This is a genomic window from Streptomyces melanosporofaciens (genome assembly GCF_900105695.1).
GTDB classification, from domain to species: domain Bacteria; phylum Actinomycetota; class Actinomycetes; order Streptomycetales; family Streptomycetaceae; genus Streptomyces; species Streptomyces antimycoticus.
In genome coordinates, this window is the sequence record NZ_FNST01000002.1 from 5,059,137 (window position 1) to 5,078,187 (window position 19,051).

General features: G+C 72.3%; 16 protein-coding genes and 1 pseudogene. 14 read left to right on the top strand and 3 right to left on the bottom strand.

Annotated elements, in window-relative coordinates:
- The first annotated feature begins 41 nt into the window (after positions 1–41).
- Both BLV72_RS24795 and thiD read left to right on the top strand, forming a co-directional pair.
- Entirely contained in the window at positions 42–1,007 is a 966-nt protein-coding gene (locus BLV72_RS24795) for a thiamine-phosphate kinase (RefSeq protein WP_093464925.1), read from the top strand.
- A 159-nt stretch (positions 1,008–1,166) separates the two neighbouring features.
- Positions 1,167–2,006, top strand: coding sequence for a bifunctional hydroxymethylpyrimidine kinase/phosphomethylpyrimidine kinase (gene thiD / locus BLV72_RS24800; RefSeq protein WP_093464926.1), 840 nt, complete (start codon positions 1,167–1,169; stop codon positions 2,004–2,006).
- A gap of 177 nt (positions 2,007–2,183) precedes the next feature.
- Here the strand turns inward: thiD and rpmB are convergent.
- Positions 2,184–2,294 (bottom strand): annotated as a pseudogene (rpmB, locus tag BLV72_RS52065) (50S ribosomal protein L28); the annotation flags it as partial.
- Between the two features lie 264 nt (positions 2,295–2,558).
- Between rpmB and BLV72_RS24810 the strand changes: the two are divergent.
- The 9 genes from BLV72_RS24810 to mutM all read left to right on the top strand — a co-directional run bounded on the left by BLV72_RS24810 (position 2,559) and on the right by mutM (position 11,965).
- Positions 2,559–4,325, top strand: a complete 1,767-nt coding sequence (locus BLV72_RS24810; protein WP_093464928.1) for a DAK2 domain-containing protein — start codon at positions 2,559–2,561, stop codon at positions 4,323–4,325.
- Between the two features lie 128 nt (positions 4,326–4,453).
- A complete protein-coding gene (gene recG / locus BLV72_RS24815) occupies positions 4,454–6,613 on the top strand; it encodes an ATP-dependent DNA helicase RecG (RefSeq protein WP_244321432.1) in 2,160 nt (719 codons plus the stop codon).
- A gap of 162 nt (positions 6,614–6,775) precedes the next feature.
- Positions 6,776–7,363: a 16S rRNA (guanine(966)-N(2))-methyltransferase RsmD gene (rsmD, locus tag BLV72_RS24820; protein WP_093464931.1), complete on the top strand. Its 588-nt coding sequence runs from the start codon at positions 6,776–6,778 to the stop codon at positions 7,361–7,363.
- A complete protein-coding gene (coaD, locus tag BLV72_RS24825; RefSeq protein WP_093464932.1) occupies positions 7,360–7,869 on the top strand; it encodes a pantetheine-phosphate adenylyltransferase in 510 nt (169 codons plus the stop codon). The genes rsmD and coaD overlap by 4 nt, the downstream gene beginning before the upstream one ends.
- A gap of 107 nt (positions 7,870–7,976) precedes the next feature.
- Positions 7,977–9,089 (top strand): F0F1 ATP synthase subunit B, encoded by a 1,113-nt coding sequence (locus tag BLV72_RS24830; RefSeq protein WP_093464934.1) that lies wholly within the window; start codon positions 7,977–7,979, stop codon positions 9,087–9,089.
- Between the two features lie 202 nt (positions 9,090–9,291).
- The gene (locus tag BLV72_RS24835; RefSeq protein ID WP_228053356.1) at positions 9,292–9,882 is read left to right on the top strand and encodes a YceD family protein; all 591 of its coding nucleotides are present in this window, start codon (positions 9,292–9,294) and stop codon (positions 9,880–9,882) included.
- 2 nt (positions 9,883–9,884) lie between these two features.
- Complete coding sequence (rpmF, locus tag BLV72_RS24840) at positions 9,885–10,058, top strand: 50S ribosomal protein L32 (protein WP_009714764.1); 174 nt, start codon at positions 9,885–9,887, stop codon at positions 10,056–10,058.
- A 19-nt stretch (positions 10,059–10,077) separates the two neighbouring features.
- A complete protein-coding gene (gene rnc, locus BLV72_RS24845) occupies positions 10,078–10,914 on the top strand; it encodes a ribonuclease III (protein ID WP_093464937.1) in 837 nt (278 codons plus the stop codon).
- A 118-nt stretch (positions 10,915–11,032) separates the two neighbouring features.
- Positions 11,033–11,965, top strand: a complete 933-nt coding sequence (gene mutM, locus BLV72_RS24850) for a bifunctional DNA-formamidopyrimidine glycosylase/DNA-(apurinic or apyrimidinic site) lyase (protein WP_093464938.1) — start codon at positions 11,033–11,035, stop codon at positions 11,963–11,965.
- Here mutM and BLV72_RS24855 read toward each other — a convergent pair.
- Both BLV72_RS24855 and BLV72_RS24860 read right to left on the bottom strand, forming a co-directional pair.
- Entirely contained in the window at positions 11,881–12,354 is a 474-nt protein-coding gene (locus BLV72_RS24855) for a winged helix-turn-helix transcriptional regulator (protein WP_093464939.1), read from the bottom strand. The genes mutM and BLV72_RS24855 overlap by 85 nt on opposite strands.
- A 146-nt stretch (positions 12,355–12,500) precedes the next feature.
- The gene (locus tag BLV72_RS24860; RefSeq protein WP_093464940.1) at positions 12,501–13,427 is read right to left on the bottom strand and encodes a CAP domain-containing protein; all 927 of its coding nucleotides are present in this window, start codon (positions 13,425–13,427) and stop codon (positions 12,501–12,503) included.
- 191 nt (positions 13,428–13,618) lie between these two features.
- Between BLV72_RS24860 and BLV72_RS24865 the strand changes: the two genes are divergently transcribed.
- From BLV72_RS24865 to BLV72_RS24875, 3 genes are all read left to right on the top strand, one after another.
- Positions 13,619–13,900 (top strand): acylphosphatase, encoded by a 282-nt coding sequence (locus BLV72_RS24865; protein ID WP_093464942.1) that lies wholly within the window; start codon positions 13,619–13,621, stop codon positions 13,898–13,900.
- Positions 13,901–14,273: 373 nt separating this feature from the next.
- Positions 14,274–14,483, top strand: coding sequence for a hypothetical protein (locus BLV72_RS24870; protein ID WP_093464943.1), 210 nt, complete (start codon positions 14,274–14,276; stop codon positions 14,481–14,483).
- A gap of 238 nt (positions 14,484–14,721) precedes the next feature.
- The gene (locus tag BLV72_RS24875; RefSeq protein ID WP_093464945.1) at positions 14,722–18,903 is read left to right on the top strand and encodes an AAA family ATPase; all 4,182 of its coding nucleotides are present in this window, start codon (positions 14,722–14,724) and stop codon (positions 18,901–18,903) included.
- The last annotated feature ends 148 nt before the right edge of the window (positions 18,904–19,051 follow it).

Here is a 19,051-nt window from a genome sequence, read left to right on the forward strand (position 1 = left end):
GCGTGGTGGGCAAGCGGCCACGAGCACGAAGGGGCGATGGGATGAAGGGCACCGTGGGCGAGTTGGGGGAGTTCGGGCTCATCAGAGAGCTCACCTCCCGGCTCACCACCACCCCGGCGGTGAGGTTGGGGCCCGGTGACGATGCCGCGGTCGTGGCCGCGCCCGACCGGAGGGTCGTGGCCAGTACGGATGTCCTGCTGGAGGGCAGGCACTTCCGCAGGGACTGGTCCACCGCCTATGACGTCGGCCGTAAGGCCGCCGCCCAGAACCTGGCCGACATCGCGGCCATGGGCGCGGTGCCGACCGCGCTGCTGCTCGGCCTGGTGGTCCCCGCCGATCTGCCGGTGACCTGGCCGGCCGAGCTGATGGACGGCATCCGCGACGAATGCCAGGTCGCGGGCGCGGCCGTGGTCGGCGGCGATGTGGTGCGCGGGGACACCATCACCGTGGCCATCACCGCCCTGGGCGATCTGCGCAACCACGAGCCGGTCACCCGATCCGGTGCCCAGCCCGGCGACGTTGTCGCCGTCACCGGGTGGCTTGGCTGGTCGGCGGCCGGGCACGCGGTGCTCTCACGCGGCTTCCGCTCGCCGCGGGCCTTCGTCGAGGCGCACCGCCGGCCGGAGCCGCCGTACCACGCCGGTCCCGCCGCCGCCGGGCTCGGCGCGACCGCCATGACCGATGTGAGCGACGGGCTGGTGGCCGACCTCGGGCATATCGCGGAGGCCAGCAAGGTCCGTATCGATCTGCGCTCGGGGGATATCGACATCCCCTCGCAGATGTCGGACATCGGCCAGGCGGTGGGCGTCGATCCGCTGCAGTGGGTGCTCAGCGGGGGAGAGGACCACGCGATCGTGGCCACCTTCCCGCCCGACGCCAAGCTGCCGGCCCGCTGGAAGGTGATCGGCGAGGTGCTGAACCCGTCGGCGCTGCCCCAGGTGACGGTGGACGGAGCCCCCTGGGCCCATGGGGGGTGGGACCACTTCGGCGACAAGGGCGCCGAGTGACGGTAAGGGAGCCGCGTCGGCGGTAAGAGCGTCGAGTCCGCCGTAAGGGCGTCGAGTCAGCCGTAAGGGCGCCGAGTCGTTGGTGAGGGAGCAGAGCCGGCGGTAAGGGCGCCGAGGGGGGATCTCGGGGGCGTGGGGGCGGCGAGTAGATTCGGCCCCATGGTCCTGCCTCCTCGTATCCCCCGCCCCTCCCATGACGGCTCGGCGCCCGTGCGCGTCCTCACCGTCGCCGGATCGGACTCCGGCGGCGGTGCGGGTATCCAGGCCGATCTGAAGACCATGCTGGCCCTGGGCGCCCATGGCATGAGCGTGATCACCGCGGTGACGGCGCAGAACTCCCTGGGCGTTCAGGGCGCCTGGGAGCTGCCCGCCGAGGCCGTACGGGCCCAGTTCCGCAGCGTGGCCGACGACATCGGCGTCCAGGCGGTCAAGACCGGCATGCTGGCGACCGCCGAACTGGTCGAGACCGTCGCCGCGCTGCTCGCGGATCTGCCCGCGCCGGTGGTCGTCGATCCGGTCGGGGTCTCCAAGCACGGTGACCCGCTGCTGGCCACCGAGGCGCTCGACGCGGTCCGTACGAAGCTGCTGCCGACCGCGACCGTCGCCACGCCCAACCTGGACGAGGTGGCTCAGCTCACCGGCGTCCGGGTGGAGTCGGAGAACGATCAGCGGCGGGCGGCCGGGGCGGTGCTGGGCCACGGCCCGCGGTGGGCGCTGATCAAGGGCGGCCATCTGCCCGGCGGCGAGGCGGTGGATCTGCTCACCGACGGCACCGAGGAGCACTGGCTGCGGGCGCCCCGCCACGACAACCGCCATACGCACGGCACGGGATGCACCCTCGCCGCGGCGATCGCCACGTATCTGGCGGGCGGATACGAGGTCCCTCAGGCCGTCACGGCGGCCAAGGACTACGTCACGGGCGCCATCGCGGCGGGCTTCCCCCTGGGCGCGGGCATCGGCCCGGTCGACCACGGGTGGTTGCGGGAGGGAACCGACTGAGCGCGTGCGTAAGGGCACGCGAAAAGGCCGGTCCACGTCCATGGTGGACCGGCCTCGGCGTACCGGTTCCCGCTCGCGCGGGGAGGCCCTGCGACTAGACGACTAGCGCGAAACCTTGCCGGCCTTGATGCACGAGGTGCAGACGTTGAGCCGCTTCGGGGTACGACCGACCACAGCGCGCACCGTCTGGATGTTGGGGTTCCAACGACGGCGGGTGCGGCGGTGCGAGTGCGAGATGTTGTTGCCGAAGCCCGGCCCCTTGCCGCAGACGTCGCAGTTGGCAGCCACGGGTTACTCCAAAGACGGGTCACCCTCGCTTCCCGCGAGGAGACAGGACACTGAACGGATGCCCCTGACGTTGCCTGGATCGCGGTGGATCGGCGGCGCCTGGGGGAATGGCCCGATTCGCATCGGGCAACCGGAGCAGCATACAACGGCCACTCCCGTACAACGAAACTATCATGGCTGGCCCGGCACCCGCCGAGGGCGGCGACTACCCTGCGGTGACGCGATGCCCGCCCCCGCCCCAGCAGCCTCCGAGGAGGACGTTACGTGCCGCACACGCTCGACGCCGATGCGGTACGGACCTGGTGCGGGCTCGCGCTGGACGCGCTGGGCCGGGCCCGCGCGGAGATCGACGCGATCAACGTCTATCCGGTGGCGGACGGGGACACCGGCACCAATCTGTATCTGACCGTCGAGTCCGCCGCCCGGGCGGTCGACGCCGCTTTCGACGGCCATGCCGCCTCGGCCGCCGCCTCCCGTCCCACCCTCGCCGACGTGGTGCGTGCCATGGCCCATGGCGCCCTGATCGGCGCGCGGGGCAACTCCGGCACGATCCTGGCGCAGCTGCTGCGCGGCATGGCGGACGTCCTGGCCGACGGTTCGGCGCAGGGGGACCGGGGCACGGACGAGGCGGACGGACTGCGGCTGGCGCTGCGGCGCGCGGCCGACCTCGCCTACCTGGCCGTCGCCCACCCCGTGGAAGGCACCGTCCTTACGGTCGCCGTGGCCGCCGCGGAGGGCGCGGGGCGCGCCACCGGCGACGCCGCCACGGTGGCCCGCGCCGCCTACGAGAGCGCCCGCACGGCGCTCCAGGCCACCCCCGGCCAGCTCGACGTCCTCGCCCGCGCGGGGGTGGTCGACGCGGGCGGCTACGGCCTGGTGACGGTCCTGGGCGGGCTCGCCGAGGCACTGTCGGGCGAGGCGCCCGCCGCGCTCGGGCCCGTCCGCTCCCGCGGTGACGGCCCGACCCGTGACGCCCCGGCCCCCGCCGGGACGCCTGGGCAGGATCCCGTGGGCTGTCCCGCCGACGACGCCGCGGACGGTGGGCCCGCCTTCGAGGTGATCTACCTCCTGGAGGCCGGCGACATGGCCGTGGCCGCCCTGAGGGAGCGGCTGGACACCCTCGGCGACTCCTTGGTGATCGTCGGCGGCGACGGCCTGTGGAATGTGCACGTCCATGTGGACGACGCGGGGGCGGCCGTGGAGGCGGGCATCCAGGCCGGGCGCCCGTACCGCATCCGGATCACCCACTTCGACGGTGCCGCCGCCCGTAAGGCGGGCGCCGACGGCCCGGCACGGCCGGGCCCGGTCGTCGTCCTGCCGGATCAGCCCGGCGCCAAGGGCCCCACCGGCGGCCCGCGTACCGAGCGCACGGGCCGTGCCGTGGTCGCCGTCGTCCCCGGGGACGGGCTGGCCGCGCTGTGCGCCGAGGCGGGCGCGACCGCGGTCGCCACCCGCCCCGGGGAGCCGCCCGGCAGCGGTGAACTGGTCGACGCGGTCCGCCGGGCCGGCGCCCGGGAGGTCGTGCTGCTGCCGAACGACACCGAGCTGCGCCACACCGCGGCCGCGGCCGCGGCCCAGGCCCGCGCCGAGGGCGTACGGGTCGCGGTGATCCCCACCCGCTCCGCCGTCCAGGGCATCGCCGCGCTCGCCGTCCACGAGCCGGCCCGCAGCTTCGACGAGGACGTGGTCGCCATGACCTCGGCCGCGGGCGCCACCCGCTACGCGGAACTGGCCGTCGCCGAGCGCCAGTCCTGGACCATGGCCGGGGTGTGCCAGGCCGGGGATGTCCTGGGCATGATCGACGGCGATGTGGCGGTGATCGGCTCGGAGCTGGCCGCGACCGCCGAGACGGTGCTGGACCGGATGCTGGCCTCGGGCGGCGAGATGGTCACGCTGGTGCTCGGCGCGGGCCTGCCCGACGAGGTCGCCGAACGGCTGGAGCGGCATGTGCGGGAGGGGCACTTCGCCGTCGACACGGTCGTCTACCACGGTGGTCAGCCCACCGCGCCGCTGATCATAGGCATCGAATGAGACCGGCGGCCGGACCCTGAATCACCCCGCTCGTCACCCGCTTTGTCACTCCCGTGGTGTGCAATGGACGCGTGCCCGTGCTGGATGAACCACTGAAGAAGGTCCTGGGCGGCAACACCGCGAAGGTGATGGCCGACCATCTCGACCTGCACACCGTCGGCGATCTGCTGCACCACTACCCGCGGCGGTACGCGGAGCGCGGTGAGCTGACCCGGCTGTCCGACCTGCCCCTGGACGAGCATGTGACCGTGGTGGCGCAGGTCGCCGACGCCCGGGTGCATACGTTCAACGGCGGCCGGGGCCGCCGGCTGGAGGTCACCATCACCGACGGCAGCGGCCGTCTCCAGCTGGTCTTCTTCGGCAAGGGTGTCCACAAGCCGCGGTCGGAGCTGCAGCCCGGCACCCGCGCGATGTTCGCCGGGAAGGTCTCGGTCTTCAACCGCAAGCGGCAGCTGGCCCACCCGGAGTTCAAGACGCTGGGCGCGGAGAGCGGCGCGGAGGCCGTGGAGGCGTTCGCCCATCAGCTGCTGCCGCTCTACCCGGCGTGCAAGCAGATGGAGTCCTGGCAGATCCAGCAGGCCATCGACACCGTGCTGGGCCCGGCCGGCCACGAGGAGACCGCGCTGGCCGGGCTCGTCGACCCGCTCCCCGACAGCCTCCGCGAGGGCCGGGGGCTGGCCACGCTCCCCGAGGCGCTGCGCAAGATCCACCGACCGGCCACCAAGACCGATATCGCGCTGGCCCGGGACCGCCTGAAGTGGGACGAGGCGTTCGTCCTGCAGGTGGCGCTCGCCCGGCGGCGCCGGGCCGATGCCCAACTGCCCGCGGCGCCCCGCAAGCCCGTTCCGGACGGGCTGCTGACGGCCTTCGACGCCCGGCTGCCGTTCACCCTCACCGAGGGCCAGCGCCGGGTCAGCGAGGAGATCTTCGCCGACCTGGCCACCGACCACCCCATGCACCGGCTGCTCCAGGGCGAGGTCGGCTCGGGCAAGACCATGGTCGCGCTGCGCGCGATGCTCGGCGTCGTGGACGCCGGGGGACAGGCGGCGATGCTCGCGCCCACCGAGGTGCTCGCCCAGCAGCACCACCGCTCGATCACCGAGATGATGGGTGAGCTGGCCGAGGGAGGAATGCTCGGTGGCGCGGAGCAGGGCACCAAGGTGGTGCTGCTCACCGGTTCCATGGGCGCCGCGGCCCGCCGTCAGGCGCTGCTGGACCTGGTCACCGGCGAGGCCGGGATCGTGATCGGCACCCACGCCCTGATCGAGGACAAGGTCCAGTTCCACGACCTGGGGCTGGTCGTCGTCGACGAGCAGCACCGCTTCGGGGTCGAGCAGCGCGACGCCCTGCGCTCCAAGGGCAAGCAGCCCCCGCATCTGCTGGTGATGACGGCCACCCCGATCCCGCGCACCGTCGCCATGACCGTCTTCGGCGACCTGGAGACCTCCGTCCTGGACCAGCTGCCCTCGGGCCGCTCCCCGATCGCCTCCCATGTGGTGCCCGCCAAGGACAAGCCGCACTTCCTGACCCGCGCCTGGGAGCGGGTGCGCGAGGAGGTGGCCGCCGGGCACCAGGGATATGTGGTGTGCCCGCGGATCGGGGACGACGCCGGCGACGAGGGGGACGCGTCCAAGGGCGCCGCGAGCCCGTCCCCCGAGGACGAGGCCGAGAAGCGCCCGCCGCTGGCCGTCGTCGAGGTAGCCGAGCAGCTCATCAAGGGGCCGCTGAGCGATCTGCGGGTGGAGGTGCTGCACGGGCGGATGCAGCCCGAGGCCAAGGACGACGTGATGCGCCGCTTCGCCGCGGGCGAGGTGGACGTCCTGGTCGCCACGACCGTCATCGAGGTCGGTGTCAACGTCCCCAACGCCACCGCCATGGTGATCATGGACGCCGACCGGTTCGGCGTCTCCCAGCTGCACCAGCTGCGCGGCCGTGTCGGCCGTGGCTCGGCCGCCGGGCTGTGTCTGCTGGTGACCGACATGCCCGAGGCCAGCCCCGCCCGGGCGCGGCTGGGCGCGGTCGCGGCCACGCTCGACGGCTTCGAGCTGTCCCGGATCGACCTGGAGCAGCGCCGGGAGGGCGATGTGCTCGGCCAGGCCCAGTCCGGGGTCCGCTCCTCGCTGCGGGTCCTCGCCGTCATCGACGACGAGGAGGTCATCGCGGCGGCCCGGGAGGAGGCGGCCGCGATCGTCGCGGACGACCCGGAGCTGACCGGATATCCGGAGCTGCGCACCGCGCTGGACGCCCTGCTGGACAAGGAGCGCGAGGAGTACCTCGACAAGGGTTGAGACACGAGCTGGGAGACGAGGCTGAGACAAGGGCCGGGCCCCGCGATCCGAGCGCGCGGCCACCGCCCGCCGCCGTACGCCATATCGTGGAGGTGCGGCGGCCCCGCCCGGACGGGCGCGGTGCGCCGCTGCCCCGACCACCGCGAAGGACTGCCACCACCCATGACCCGCGTGATCGCCGGAGCGGCCGGCGGACGCCGCCTGGCCGTGCCGCCGGGAAACGGCACCCGACCCACTTCGGACCGGGCGCGTGAGGGCCTGTTCTCCACCTGGGAGTCGCTGCTCGGCTCGCTGGACGGAGTGCGCGTCCTCGACCTGTACGGCGGCTCCGGCGCGGTCGGCCTGGAGGCGCTGTCCCGCGGCGCCGTCCATGTGCTGCTGGTCGAGTCCGACCCGCGGGCGGCCCGCACGATCCGTCAGAACGTCCGGGCGCTCGGTCTGCCCGGCGCGGAGCTGCGCACCGGCAAGGCCGAACAGACCATCACCGGACAGGCCCCCGTCACCGGCCCGTACGACGTCGTTTTTCTGGATCCGCCCTACGCCGTCACCGACGCCGAACTCCGCGAGATCCTCCTCACACTCCTGGGGAATGGCTGGCTAGCGGCCGACGCGCTGGCCACCGTTGAGCGGAGCACACGAGGTGGGGAGTTCGTGTGGCCTGCCGGATTCGAGGGGCTACGGGCCCGTCGCTACGGCGAGGGCACGCTTTGGTACGGTCGCGCCGCCTCGACGTGCGAGAACGCGTCATGACCGGATCCGAGAGCGAGGAACTTCCGTTGCGCCGCGCAGTCTGCCCGGGGTCGTTCGACCCCGTCACCAATGGACACCTCGACATCATCGGCCGTGCCTCCAAGCTCTATGACGTCGTGCACGTCGCCGTGATGATCAACAAGTCGAAGCAGGGCCTGTTCACGGTGGAGGAGCGGATCGATTTCCTCCGCCAGACCACCGAGGAGTACGGAAACGTCAAGGTAGAGGCGTTCCATGGACTTCTGGTCGACTTCTGCAAGCAGCGGGACATCCCCGCGATCGTCAAGGGGCTGCGGGCCGTCAGCGACTTCGACTACGAGCTGCAGATGGCCCAGATGAACAACGGCCTCTCCGGCGTGGAGACGCTGTTCGTGCCCACCAACCCCACCTACAGCTTCCTCTCCTCCAGCCTGGTCAAGGAGGTCGCGGCCTGGGGCGGCGACGTCTCCCACCTGGTGCCCCCGGTGGTGCTGGAATCGCTCTCCGAGCGGCTCGGCCGGAAGTAACGGCTGACGGGACGTCAGCGGCTGTCCGGGAGCGGTCCGCTCGCCGTACAGTCGTCCCGTTCGTTCTCCGTTCCCATCCGCATCCAGACAGTCTGCGAGCACCCACAGTGGACGTGCAGAAGAAGCTCGACGAGATCGTCGATACCGTCGGCGGCGCCCGGTCCATGCCCATGTCGGCCTCGTGCGTGATCAACCGCGCCGAGCTGCTCGCCATGCTCGAAGAGGTGCGCGCGGCACTCCCGGACTCCCTGGCCCACGCCCAGGAGCTGATCGGCGGCCGGGACCAGATGGTGGAGGAGGCCCGCAGGGAGGCCGGGCGGATCATCGAGTCCGCGCACGCCCAGGGCGCCTCGCTGATCTCGGACACGGAGATGGTGCGCAAGTCCCAGGAGGAGGCCGACCGGATCCTCACCGAGGCCCGCCGGGAGGCCGAGGAGATCCGGGCCGAGGCCGACGACTACGTGGACAGCAAGCTGGCCAACTTCGAGGTCGTGCTCACCAAGACCATCGGCTCGGTGGGCCGCGGCCGGGAGAAGCTGCTCGGCCGCGCTCCCGGCGCCGAGGAGGGCTTCGAGCAGTCCGACGAGGGCCCGGAGCGCAGCGCCGACCCGGCGACCCTGCGGCAGCGCGCCGACGAGTACGTGGACACCAAGCTGGGGGCCGTCTCGGCGGTCCTCTCCAAGACCCTGGAGGCGGTCGGCCGGGGCCGCCAGAAGCTGCTCGGGGCCCGGCCCGCCGATGAGCTCGGCGCCCATATGGCGGCCCAGGACGAGGCCGGCATGGCCCTGCGGACCACCGACGACGACTATCTGGCGGACCTCGCCCAGTCCCAGGCGGCCGTCGCCCAGCCCGTGGCCCAGCCCGATCAGGCGGCCGCCGACGCCGCGTACTACGCCGCCACCGCGGGCTATCAGCAGCAGGACGCGTACGGCTACCAGCAGCAGGCCTACGTACCGCAGCAGGACCAGCAGGCGTACGTCCCGCAGCAGCAGGACCCGTACGCCATGCAGGGCGGCTATCAGCAGGACGCCTACGCCTGGCAGCAGCAGGCCCAGGCCCAGGGCTACGACCCGAACGCGGGCTATGTGCCCCAGCAGCCCCAGCAGCCGCCGCAGCACCATCAGCAGCAGCAGTCGGGCGCCGCGCTCGACGAGACCAGCCTGTTCGACACGAGCATGATCGACCTCGATCAGCTCCGCCAGTACGAGCAGGGCCGCTAGCTCCCCGTACGTCCCGGACCGCCAGAACTCCGCCCCCACCGGGCGGATTGGGTCTACGGCGGCCTGTCCAGTATCCTGGCTCTTCGGTCGCGTGTACGTCCGCGATCTCGGCTGCCCGTTTCGTAGCGAATGATCGGGTAGCCCGCCGCAGCGTAGAAAGCAGGAAGCCCTGAACGCCCGCCTCGACCACCGTGCCCCTCTCGTGTTCGACACGCGCGAGCTGGGCCGTCGTCCTGGTGCGCTGAAAAGGATCTCCCGTTCCGTGGCGGCGCCGAAGGACCTCGGCATCGAGGTCATCGGGGTGCCGGAAGGCGCGACCGTCGAGCTGGACCTCCGCCTGGAGTCGGTCATGGAAGGGGTGCTTGTCACAGGCACCGCCCGTGCACCGCTGACGGGGGAGTGCGTAAGGTGTCTGGAGCCGCTGGAGCGAGAGCTCGAAGCGGATTTCCAGGAGATGTACTCCTACCCCGACGCCGACGACCGGAGCCGCGACGCGGATACCGGCGACGACGCCGAGGAGGAGGACAGGCTCTTCCTCGAGGCCGACCTGTTCGACCTCGAGCCCGTGCTGCGTGACGCGGTGGTGCTCGCACTGCCGCTGCAGCCGGTGTGCCGGGAGGACTGCCCGGGGCTGTGTGCCGAATGCGGCGCCCGTCTCGCGGACGACCCCGACCACCACCACGATGCCGCCGACATCCGTTGGGCGGCACTGCAGGGACTCGCCGAGACCATGAGGGACGGCGAGAAGGACAACGCACCCCGCGAGCGCGGGGATGACCCACAGGAGAAGTAGCCGTGGCTGTTCCGAAGCGGAAGATGTCGCGCAGCAACACGCGCCACCGCCGGTCGCAGTGGAAGGCTGCGGTCCCCACCCTGGTGGCGTGCGAGCGCTGCCACGAGCCGAAGCAGCAGCACATCGCGTGCCCGAGCTGCGGCACCTACAACCGCCGCCAGGTCCTCGAGGTCTGATCGGCGGGTGACAGGCTCTATGTCAGACGCCACTACGCCCCCGCGTAAGCGCGGTGAAGCGTCCCAGGCGGACACGGCCTCGTCTCACACGATCCTGGAAGGGCGGCTCGGGTACCAGCTCGAGTCCGCCCTTCTGGTGCGTGCGCTGACCCACCGCTCCTTCGCGTACGAGAACGGCGGGCTGCCCACCAACGAGCGGCTGGAATTCCTCGGGGATTCCGTGCTCGGCCTGGTGGTCACCGACACGCTGTACCGCATCCACCCCGACCTGCCCGAGGGCCAGCTGGCCAAGCTGCGGGCCGCGGTGGTGAACTCGCGCGCGCTCGCTGAAGTGGGCCGCGGTCTGGATCTCGGCGCCTTCATCCGGCTCGGCCGGGGCGAAGAGGGCACCGGGGGCAGGGACAAGGCTTCCATCCTCGCCGACACCCTTGAAGCGGTGATCGGCGCGGTCTATCTCGACCGGGGGCTCGACGCCGCCGCTGAGCTGGTGCACCGGCTCTTCGACCCGCTGATCGAGAAGTCCTCGAACCTCGGCGCCGGCCTGGACTGGAAGACCAGCCTCCAGGAGCTGACCGCCACCGAGGGGCTCGGGGTCCCGGAGTACCTGGTCTCCGAGACGGGTCCCGACCACGAGAAGACCTTCACGGCTGCTGCCCGCGTCGGTGGTGTCGCGTACGGCACCGGCACCGGCCGCAGCAAGAAGGAAGCCGAGCAGCAGGCGGCCGAGGCCGCCTGGCGCGCGATTCGCGCGGCTGCCGACGAGGCTCAGGCGAAGGCCAAGGCGGCCGACGCCGGAACCGCCACCACGACGGCCGACGGCGGAGCCGCCGCCGACACGGCCTCCTCGGCACGCTGATCGCCCTTCCCCGTACCGTCCGTCACGTCCGTAACACCTCTCACCGCCCCCGTGGCGGACGGCCCGCCCGGCCGTTCCGCCCGGGGGCGGTGAGGGCTCAAGCCCAAGGAGGCCCCCGTTGCCCGAGCTGCCCGAGGTCGAGGTGGTCCGCCGCGGACTGGAGCGCTGGGTCAGCGGCCGTACGGTCGCCGAGGTCCAGGTGCTGCATCCGCGCGCGGTCCGTCGCCACCTCGGCGGCGCGGAGGACTTCGCGGCCCGGCTCAGGGGCCGCCGCACCGGCATCGTACGCCGCCGCGGCAAGTACCTGTGGCTGCCGTTCGACGATGACGCCGCCGCCGAGTCGATCCTGGCCCATCTCGGGATGAGCGGGCAGCTGCTGGTCCAGCCGGCCGAGGCCCCCGACGAGAAGCATCTGCGCATCCGGGTCCGCTTCGCCGATGACGCCGGCACCGAGCTGCGCTTCGTCGACCAGCGCACCTTCGGCGGGCTCTCGCTGCACGACACCGTCCCCGGCGACCTGGAGGGCCTGCCGGACGCCATCGCGCACATCGCCCGCGACCCGCTGGACCCCGCCTTCGACGAGGCGGCCTTCCACACCGCGCTGCGCCGCCGCCGCACCACGATCAAGCGCGCCCTGCTGGACCAGTCGCTGATCAGCGGGGTCGGCAACATCTACGCCGACGAGGCGCTGTGGCGCGCCCGGCTGCACTACGACCGGCCGACGGCGACGCTCGCCCGCCCGCGCGCCGCCGAACTCCTCGGCCATGTGCGCGAGGTGATGACCGCGGCGCTGGCGGTCGGCGGCACCAGCTTCGACAGCCTCTACGTCAATGTGAACGGCGAGTCCGGGTACTTCGAGCGCTCCCTGGACGCGTACGGCCGCGAGGACGAGCCGTGCCGCCGCTGCGGCACCGCGATGCGCCGCCGCCCCTGGATGAACCGCTCCAGCTACTTCTGCCCGCGCTGTCAGCGCCCGCCGCGCCCGGCCATCGTGGCCCGCCCGGCGTCCCGCCCGGCCGCCTCGCCGCTCTCGGCGCGCACGGTGTCGTAGCGCTCCTGGGCGCTCAGCACCTCGGGCATCCGGTCCTCGACGAGATAGATCAGGGCCAGCAGCCGCTCGGCGACCGCGCTGCCCAGCGGGGTCAGCCGGTAGTCCACGCGGGGCGGGTTGGTCGGCTGCGCCTCGCGGTGCACCAGACCGTCGCGCTCCAGCGCGTGCAGCGTCTGGGACAGCATCTTCTCGCTGACGCCGTCGACCCGCCGCCGCAGCTCGTTGAAGCGGAAGCTGCCCTCGTGGAGCGCGCCCAGGATGAGGCCGCCCCATTTTCCGGTGACATGCTCCAGCGTGCCGCGCGAGGGGCAGGCGCGGGCGAACACGTCGAAGGCCAGGTTCTCCGCGTCCGCCGTGGAGGACGCCGCGCCAGTGCGTTCACAGTCCATGCAGACACCATACGCGCACTCAGCGCTGACTCCAGGGCTGCGCTTTCGCTTGGTGAGTGTGCAGCTGCGGGCGTATGCGAAGCCCGGGGCGCATGGGTACGCCCCGGGCTCGGCGGGTGACGGGCCGCGGTTGCCCGCTCAGGGGCTCAGTAGCCGAAGTCCTGGGTCCACCAGGGGCCGCCGGTGCCGAAGTGGGTGCCGACGCCCAGCCGCTTGAACGAGCAGTTGAGGATGTTGGCGCGGTGGCCGGAGCTGTTCATCCAGGAGTCCATGACCGCCTGTGCGTCCGACTGGCCGCGGGCGATGTTCTCCCCGCCCAGGTCCAGGATGCCGGCGCTCTCGGCGCGGTCCCAGGGGCTGTCGCCGTCGGGGCTGATGTGGTCGAAGAACTGGCGAAGGGACATGTCCTCGCTGAAGTCCTCGGCCAACTGGGCGAGTTTGGGGTCGGCCGTCACGGGGGCGCAGCCGGCCTTCTCGCGCTCTTCGTTGACGAGGGTGAGGACCTCGGTCTCCGAGGCGGTCTCGGGGCCGGCCGACTCCGCGGGGGGCGCGGGTGCGGTCGGTTCCGTCGTGGGCGTACGGGACGGCTTCCCGTGCCCGCCGCCCTTGGAGCCGCCCTTGCCGTTTCCGTCGTTTCCGTTGTTTCCGCCGTGCCCGGAGGGCGCGGAGGGCCCCGGCTGCTCCGGCGGTGTGGTGGAAGGCGTGCCGGAGGGCTTGGAAGGGGTCTTGGAGGGAGTTGTGGAGGGTGCGTGAGGGCGGTCGTCGCCGCGGCTGGGCGGTATCGAGCTGCGGCCGGTGGGGGCCGCGGACTGCGAGCCCTGTGTCTCCAGGCCCGAGTCGGTGGGACCGCCCGCCTGGACCTGTCCGGCGGAGTCATTGCCCCCGCCCAATTGGTAGCCGTCTCCCGGAACGAGTCCGGAGGCCATCGCCACCGCGCCGACCGCGACGGCGGCGGACACGCCCAACAGTCCGGTCCGGACCGGAGCGAGGGGGCTCCGGTGCGGTCCCCGGTGGCGGCCTGCGATGGCCTCGTGCGCCACGGCCCCGGGGGCAGATCGTCGATGGCGGCCCATCTCCTGCCTTCCTTGTGTTCTCGGCGTCAAAAGTCGCTCGAAATGTGTCACTCGTGTGCGCGAGCCATGTATCACTCGTGTGGGTGAGTCTCGTTGAGCCGGGACTGTACGCCATTCGGGCCCCAACGCGCGTGCACAGTTGCTAATTGGATGGTTTAGCGCCTGCTCGCGCGTGGGGTTAGCGTGCGCGTATGAACGAGAGAGTCCGCCTCACCGTGTGGGTCCGCGGCCACGTCCAGGGCGTCGGCTTCCGCTGGTACACCCGGGCCAACGCGCTGCGTATCGGGGCCCTCGTCGGCTTTGCCTCCAACCTCGCCGACGGGCGGGTGCAGGTGGTCGCGGAGGGCCCGCGTGCGGAATGCGAACAGCTGCTCGAATGGCTCCGGGATGGCGACACGCCCGGGAAAGTCGAGGGAATCACCGAGATCTGGGACACACCGCGCGGTGGTTACGGCACCTTCGAAATCCGTTGATCAACTCACCGGAGGCACCCTCCGCGGTACCCCGCTGACCACGCCTTCCCTGCGCACGGTGAGCAGAAATCGGCTGATGGTTGCCAACGGCGCCGCGCCGTGGAAGGCTGCGGTGTCACGGAAGATCCCCGACCGCCATGGGTCCTCTGGAGAGGGGTCGGCACAGTTCGCCGCCCGTGTGCTCCCGGCCCTTGCGGCCCCGTCGGCATGTGATCGTGTTGACCCTCAAACCAATTGGTGAGACGCTGGAAGCCCCGCGCACCTTAACTGTTTGCCGCGCAGCACGGTAGTAATTTCGGCAAGCATCGCGGGTGCAAATCCCTCACGACCCACACCGCTTCGGTCGGTCACTCAGTGTGGAGGACCATCCATCATGGCAAAGGCGCTTCTCGGTTACGTCGGCGGTTCCGACCCCCGAGTCCTCGCCGAGATGCGACGGCTACAGCAGCGCGTCCAGGATCTTGAATCCGAGCTCGTCCGGATTCAGGCCGAGAACGACGCACTGTCCGCCGCCGCTCACCACCACGGCGACTCGCTGCTCGAAAGCATCGACGTATCCCAGGCGGAGCCTGCGCTCGCCTGACCCAGCCCAAGGGCCGGTCGGGCTGCATCGTCAGCCGCTTGAGAATCTTCAAGGGACGCCTCGGCGTCCCTTCGTCGTCTCCCAAGTGGTCTCCGAGCCACCCTTACCGACTGATGTGCCCCTCTCTCCCAGTGGTGAAACCGATCATTGCTGAAACCGAGAAAAAGCCGGGACGGGAGTGCGGCGCCACCGTCACGGGACGGTGCCGGAAGAGGGGTGGCGGGTAGAGTCCAATGGCGTGCATCTCAAGAGCCTGACCCTGCGAGGGTTCAAATCCTTCGCCTCCGCCACGACGCTCCGGTTCGAGCCGGGGATCACCTGCGTCGTCGGCCCCAACGGCTCGGGCAAGTCCAATGTCGTGGACGCCCTTTCCTGGGTCATGGGCGAACAGGGTGCCAAATCCCTGCGCGGCGGCAAGATGGAGGACGTCATCTTCGCCGGGACCACCGGCCGTCCCCCGCTCGGCCGCGCCGAGGTCTCGCTCACCATCGACAACGCCGATGGCGCGCTGCCGATCGACTACGCCGAAGTCACCATCACGCGGATCATGTTCCGCAACGGCGGCAGCGAGTACCAGATCAACGGGGACACCTGCCGGCTGCTGGACATCCAGGAGCTGCTCTCCGACTCCGGCATCGGCCGTGAGATGCACGTCATCGTCGGGCAGGGCCAGCTCGACGGGGTACTGCACGCCGACCCGACCGGCCGCCGCGCCTTCATCGAGGAGGCCGCGGGTGTCCTCAAGCACCGCAAGCGCAAGGAGAAGGCGCTGCGGAAGCTGGACGCCATGCAGGCCAACCTCGCACGCGTCCAGGACCTCACCGACGAGCTGCGCCGCCAGCTCAAGCCGCTCGGCCGGCAGGCCGCGGTGGCCCGGCGGGCCGCCGTCATCCAGGCCGATCTGCGCGACGCCCGGCTGCGCCTGCTCGCCGACGACCTGGTGACCCTGCGCGAGGCGCTGCGCGCCGAGATCGCCGACGAGGCCGAGCTCAAGCGGCGCAAGGAGGCCGCCGAGGCCGAGCTGCGGGGGGCCCAGCAGCGCGAGGCGGCGCTGGAGGAGCAGGTGCGGCAGCTCGCGCCCCGGCTCCGGGACGCCCAGCAGACCTGGTACGAGCTCTCGCAGCTCGCCGAGCGGGTGCGCGGCACGATCAGCCTGGCGGACGCGCGGGTCAAGAGCGCCACCTCCGCCCCCGGGGAGGAGCGGCGCGGCCGTGACCCGGAGGACATGGAGCGCGAGGCGGCCCGCATCCGGGAGCAGGAGGCCGAGCTGGAGGCCGCCCTGGAGGCGGCGAGCCGGGCGCTGGAGGACACCGTGGCGCACCGGGCCGAGCTGGAGCGCAGCCTGGCCGACGAGGAGCGCCGTCTGAAGGACGTGGCCCGTGCCATCGCCGACCGCCGCGAAGGGCTCGCCCGGCTCCAGGGCCAGGTGAACGCGGCCCGCAGCCGGGCCGGTTCGGCGCGCGCCGAGATCGAGCGGCTGGCCGCGTCCCGCGACGAGGCACAGACCCGGGCGGTCGCCGCGCAGGAGGAGTACGAGCAGCTCAAGGCGGAGGTCGACGGACTCGACGCGGACGACGCGGAACTGGCGGAGCGCCATGAGGCCGCCAAGCGCGAGCTGGCCGAGGCGGAGGCCGCGCTGAGCACGGCCCGCGAGGCCGCGACGGCCGCCGAGCGTGAGCGCGCCGCGACCTCCGCCCGCCATGACGCCCTCGCCCTCGGCCTGCGCCGTAAGGACGGCACGGGCGCCCTGCTGGCCGCCGCCGACCGCCTCGGCGGACTCCTGGGCCCCGCCGCCGAACTCCTCACCGTCACCCCGGGCTTCGAGGTCCCCGTCGCCGCGGCCCTGGGCGCCGCCGCCGACGCGATCGCCGTCACCGGCCCCCGCGCGGCGGCCGAGGCGATCCGCCTCCTGCGCGCCGACGACGCCGGCCGCGCCGCTCTTCTCCTGACCACGGCCGCCCCCGACCTGACCACGGCCGCCTCCGGCCCCGCGGGGCCCCCGGCCGCCGCCTCGGAGCCGGGCGGTCCCGGCGCCCCGCACGCCGCCTCCGGTGAATCGGCGCCGGGCGGCCGGGCGGGTGGCTCTGCCGGCGCGGGTGACGGGGCCGTCGCCGTACCGGGCACGCGGTCCCCGGACGGTCCGGTAGCCGGGTCCTCCGGTTCCGACGACGGCTCTCGGCACGGCGGAGCGGACTCCTGGGGTGCGGCCTCGGGGTCCGCACAGGCCGTCGCCGATACCGCGGGGGCGTCGCCCGGCGGTGCTGCCCCGGGCAGCCGCGCGCCGGGTGCCGACGCCGCGAGCCGGGGCGGCACGGGTGCCGCGAGCGCGTCCGTAGGGCCCGGCGCGGACCGGCCCGTGGTGCCGGGGACGCGGCCGGAGGCGTCCGGGGACGAGGGCCGCGATCCCCATGCGGCGTCTGACGGCGCCCCACCCGCTTGGGAGCCCGGTGCCACGGTCGCCGCCGTCGCTGGGCCGTCCTCGGCCGCTTCCGCCCGGGTGCCGTATCCCGCCGGGGCAGAGGCGAGCGTTACGGGTGGCGCACCCGAGGGGGCCGTCACCCGCGATGAGCCCGGTAAGGCCGCGGTGACCGAAGTCTCCCCGCTGGTGGCGGATTTGGTGGCCGGGCCCGCGGAGCTGCTGCCCGCCGTAAGGCGGTTGCTCGACGGCATGGTGGTGGTCGGGACCCTGGAGGAGGCCGAGGAACTGCTCACGCGGCGGCCGGAGTTGACGACCGTGACCGCCGAGGGCGATCTGCTCGGGGCGCACTTCGCACAGGGCGGGTCGGCCGGGGCACCCTCGCTGCTGGAGGTGCAGGCGTCCGTCGACGAGGCGGCCGCGGAGCTCGAGCGGCTCGCCGTACGGTGCGAGGAGCTGGCCGGGGCCCAGCGCGCGGCAAAGGAGCGGCGGGCCGAGTGCCTGGCGCTGGTCGAGGAGCTGGCGGGCCGCCGGAGCGCGGCGGACCGGGAGAAGTCGCGGGTCGCGCAGTCCCTGGGCCGGCTGGCCGGGCAGGCGCGCGGGGCCGCCGGGGAGGCCGAGCGGTCGGCCGCGGCCGTCACCAGGGCCGAGGAGGCACTGGAGCGGGCGACCGAGGAGGCGGAGGAGCTGGCCGAGCGGCTGGCGGTGGCCGAGGAGCAACCGGGTGAGGAGGAGCCCGACACCTCCGTACGAGACCGGCTCGCGGCCGACGGTGCCAACGCCCGGCAGACCGAGATGGAGGCGCGGCTCCAGGTCCGTACGCATGAGGAGCGCGTCAAGGGGCTCGCGGGGCGGGCCGACGCGCTCGACCGGGGCGCGCGCGCCGAGCGCGAGGCCCGGGCCCGCGCCGAGCAGCTGCGCGCCCGGCTGCGCCATGAGGCCCAGGTGGCCTCCGCCGTGGCCTCCGGCGCCCGTCAGCTGCTCGCCCATGTCGAGGTGTCGCTGGTACGGGCCGGGCAGGAGCGGGACGCCGCCGAGCGCGCCAAGGCCGAGCGCGAGCGGGAGCTGGATGCCGCCCGCGGCCTGGGGCGCGACCTCAAGGGCGAGTTGGACAAGCTGACCGACTCGGTGCACCGGGGCGAGGTGCTGGGGGCGGAGAAGCGGATGCGGATCGAGCAGCTGGAGAGCAAGGCGCTGGAGGAGCTGGGCGTCGAACCGGCCGGGCTGATCGCCGAATACGGCCCCGACCAGCTCGTCCCGCCGTCCCTTCCCGCGGAAGGGGAGGTGCTGCCGGAGAATGCATCCGATAGCGGCTCAGCCGCGGGCGAGCATCCGCGCAATCAGCCGGTGCGGTATGTGAGGGCGCAGCAGGAGAAGCGGCTGAAGGCCGCGGAGCGCGCGTACCAGCAGCTCGGCAAGGTCAATCCGCTGGCGCTGGAGGAGTTCGCGGCGCTGGAGGAGCGGCATCAGTTCCTGAGCGAGCAGCTGGAGGACCTCAAGAAGACCAGGGCCGATCTTCTCCAGGTGGTCAAGGAGGTCGACGAGCGGGTCGAGCAGGTCTTCACGGAGGCCTACCGGGACACGGCGCGCGAGTTCGAGGGCGTCTTCTCACGGCTGTTCCCGGGCGGGGAGGGGCGGCTGGTGCTGACCGACCCCGAGAACATGCTGACCACGGGCGTGGACGTGGAGGCCCGGCCGCCGGGCAAGAAGGTCAAGCGGCTGTCGCTGCTGTCGGGCGGTGAGCGCTCGCTGACCGCCGTGGCCCTGCTGGTGTCGATCTTCAAGGCGCGGCCGAGCCCGTTCTATGTGATGGACGAGGTCGAGGCGGCGCTCGACGACACCAATCTGCAGCGGCTGATCCGGATCATGCAGGAGCTGCAGGAGGCTTCCCAGCTGATCGTGATCACGCACCAGAAGCGGACGATGGAGGTCGCCGACGCGCTGTACGGCGTCTCCATGCAGGGTGACGGCGTCTCAAAGGTCATCAGTCAGCGCTTGCGGTGACCGATTCAATACTTGAAGTCAAGACATGCTGCTGCATGTCGCCGTGCTGGAACGACTTCTTCGTCACACTCTATTGACTTCGAAACTTGAAGGAATAGTCTCTGCAACGTTGCTTTTACCTTCAAGTGGTGGTCGACGCCTCAGCAGC

Bases quoted from the DNA above. Each gene is read 5' to 3' on its own strand.
- BLV72_RS24795 (WP_093464925.1), top strand. From the start codon at position 42: ATGAAGGGCACCGTGGGCGAGTTGGGGGAGTTCGGGCTCATCAGAGAG.
- thiD (WP_093464926.1), top strand. From the start codon at position 1,167: ATGGTCCTGCCTCCTCGTATCCCCCGCCCCTCCCATGACGGCTCGGCG.
- recG (WP_244321432.1), top strand. From the start codon at position 4,454: ATGGCCGACCATCTCGACCTGCACACCGTCGGCGATCTGCTGCACCAC.
- rsmD (WP_093464931.1), top strand. From the start codon at position 6,776: ATGACCCGCGTGATCGCCGGAGCGGCCGGCGGACGCCGCCTGGCCGTG.
- coaD (WP_093464932.1), top strand. From the start codon at position 7,360: ATGACCGGATCCGAGAGCGAGGAACTTCCGTTGCGCCGCGCAGTCTGC.
- rnc (WP_093464937.1), top strand. From the start codon at position 10,078: ATGTCAGACGCCACTACGCCCCCGCGTAAGCGCGGTGAAGCGTCCCAG.
- BLV72_RS24855 (WP_093464939.1), bottom strand. From the start codon at position 12,354: ATGGACTGTGAACGCACTGGCGCGGCGTCCTCCACGGCGGACGCGGAG.
- BLV72_RS24860 (WP_093464940.1), bottom strand. From the start codon at position 13,427: ATGGGCCGCCATCGACGATCTGCCCCCGGGGCCGTGGCGCACGAGGCC.
- BLV72_RS24865 (WP_093464942.1), top strand. From the start codon at position 13,619: ATGAACGAGAGAGTCCGCCTCACCGTGTGGGTCCGCGGCCACGTCCAG.
- BLV72_RS24870 (WP_093464943.1), top strand. From the start codon at position 14,274: ATGGCAAAGGCGCTTCTCGGTTACGTCGGCGGTTCCGACCCCCGAGTC.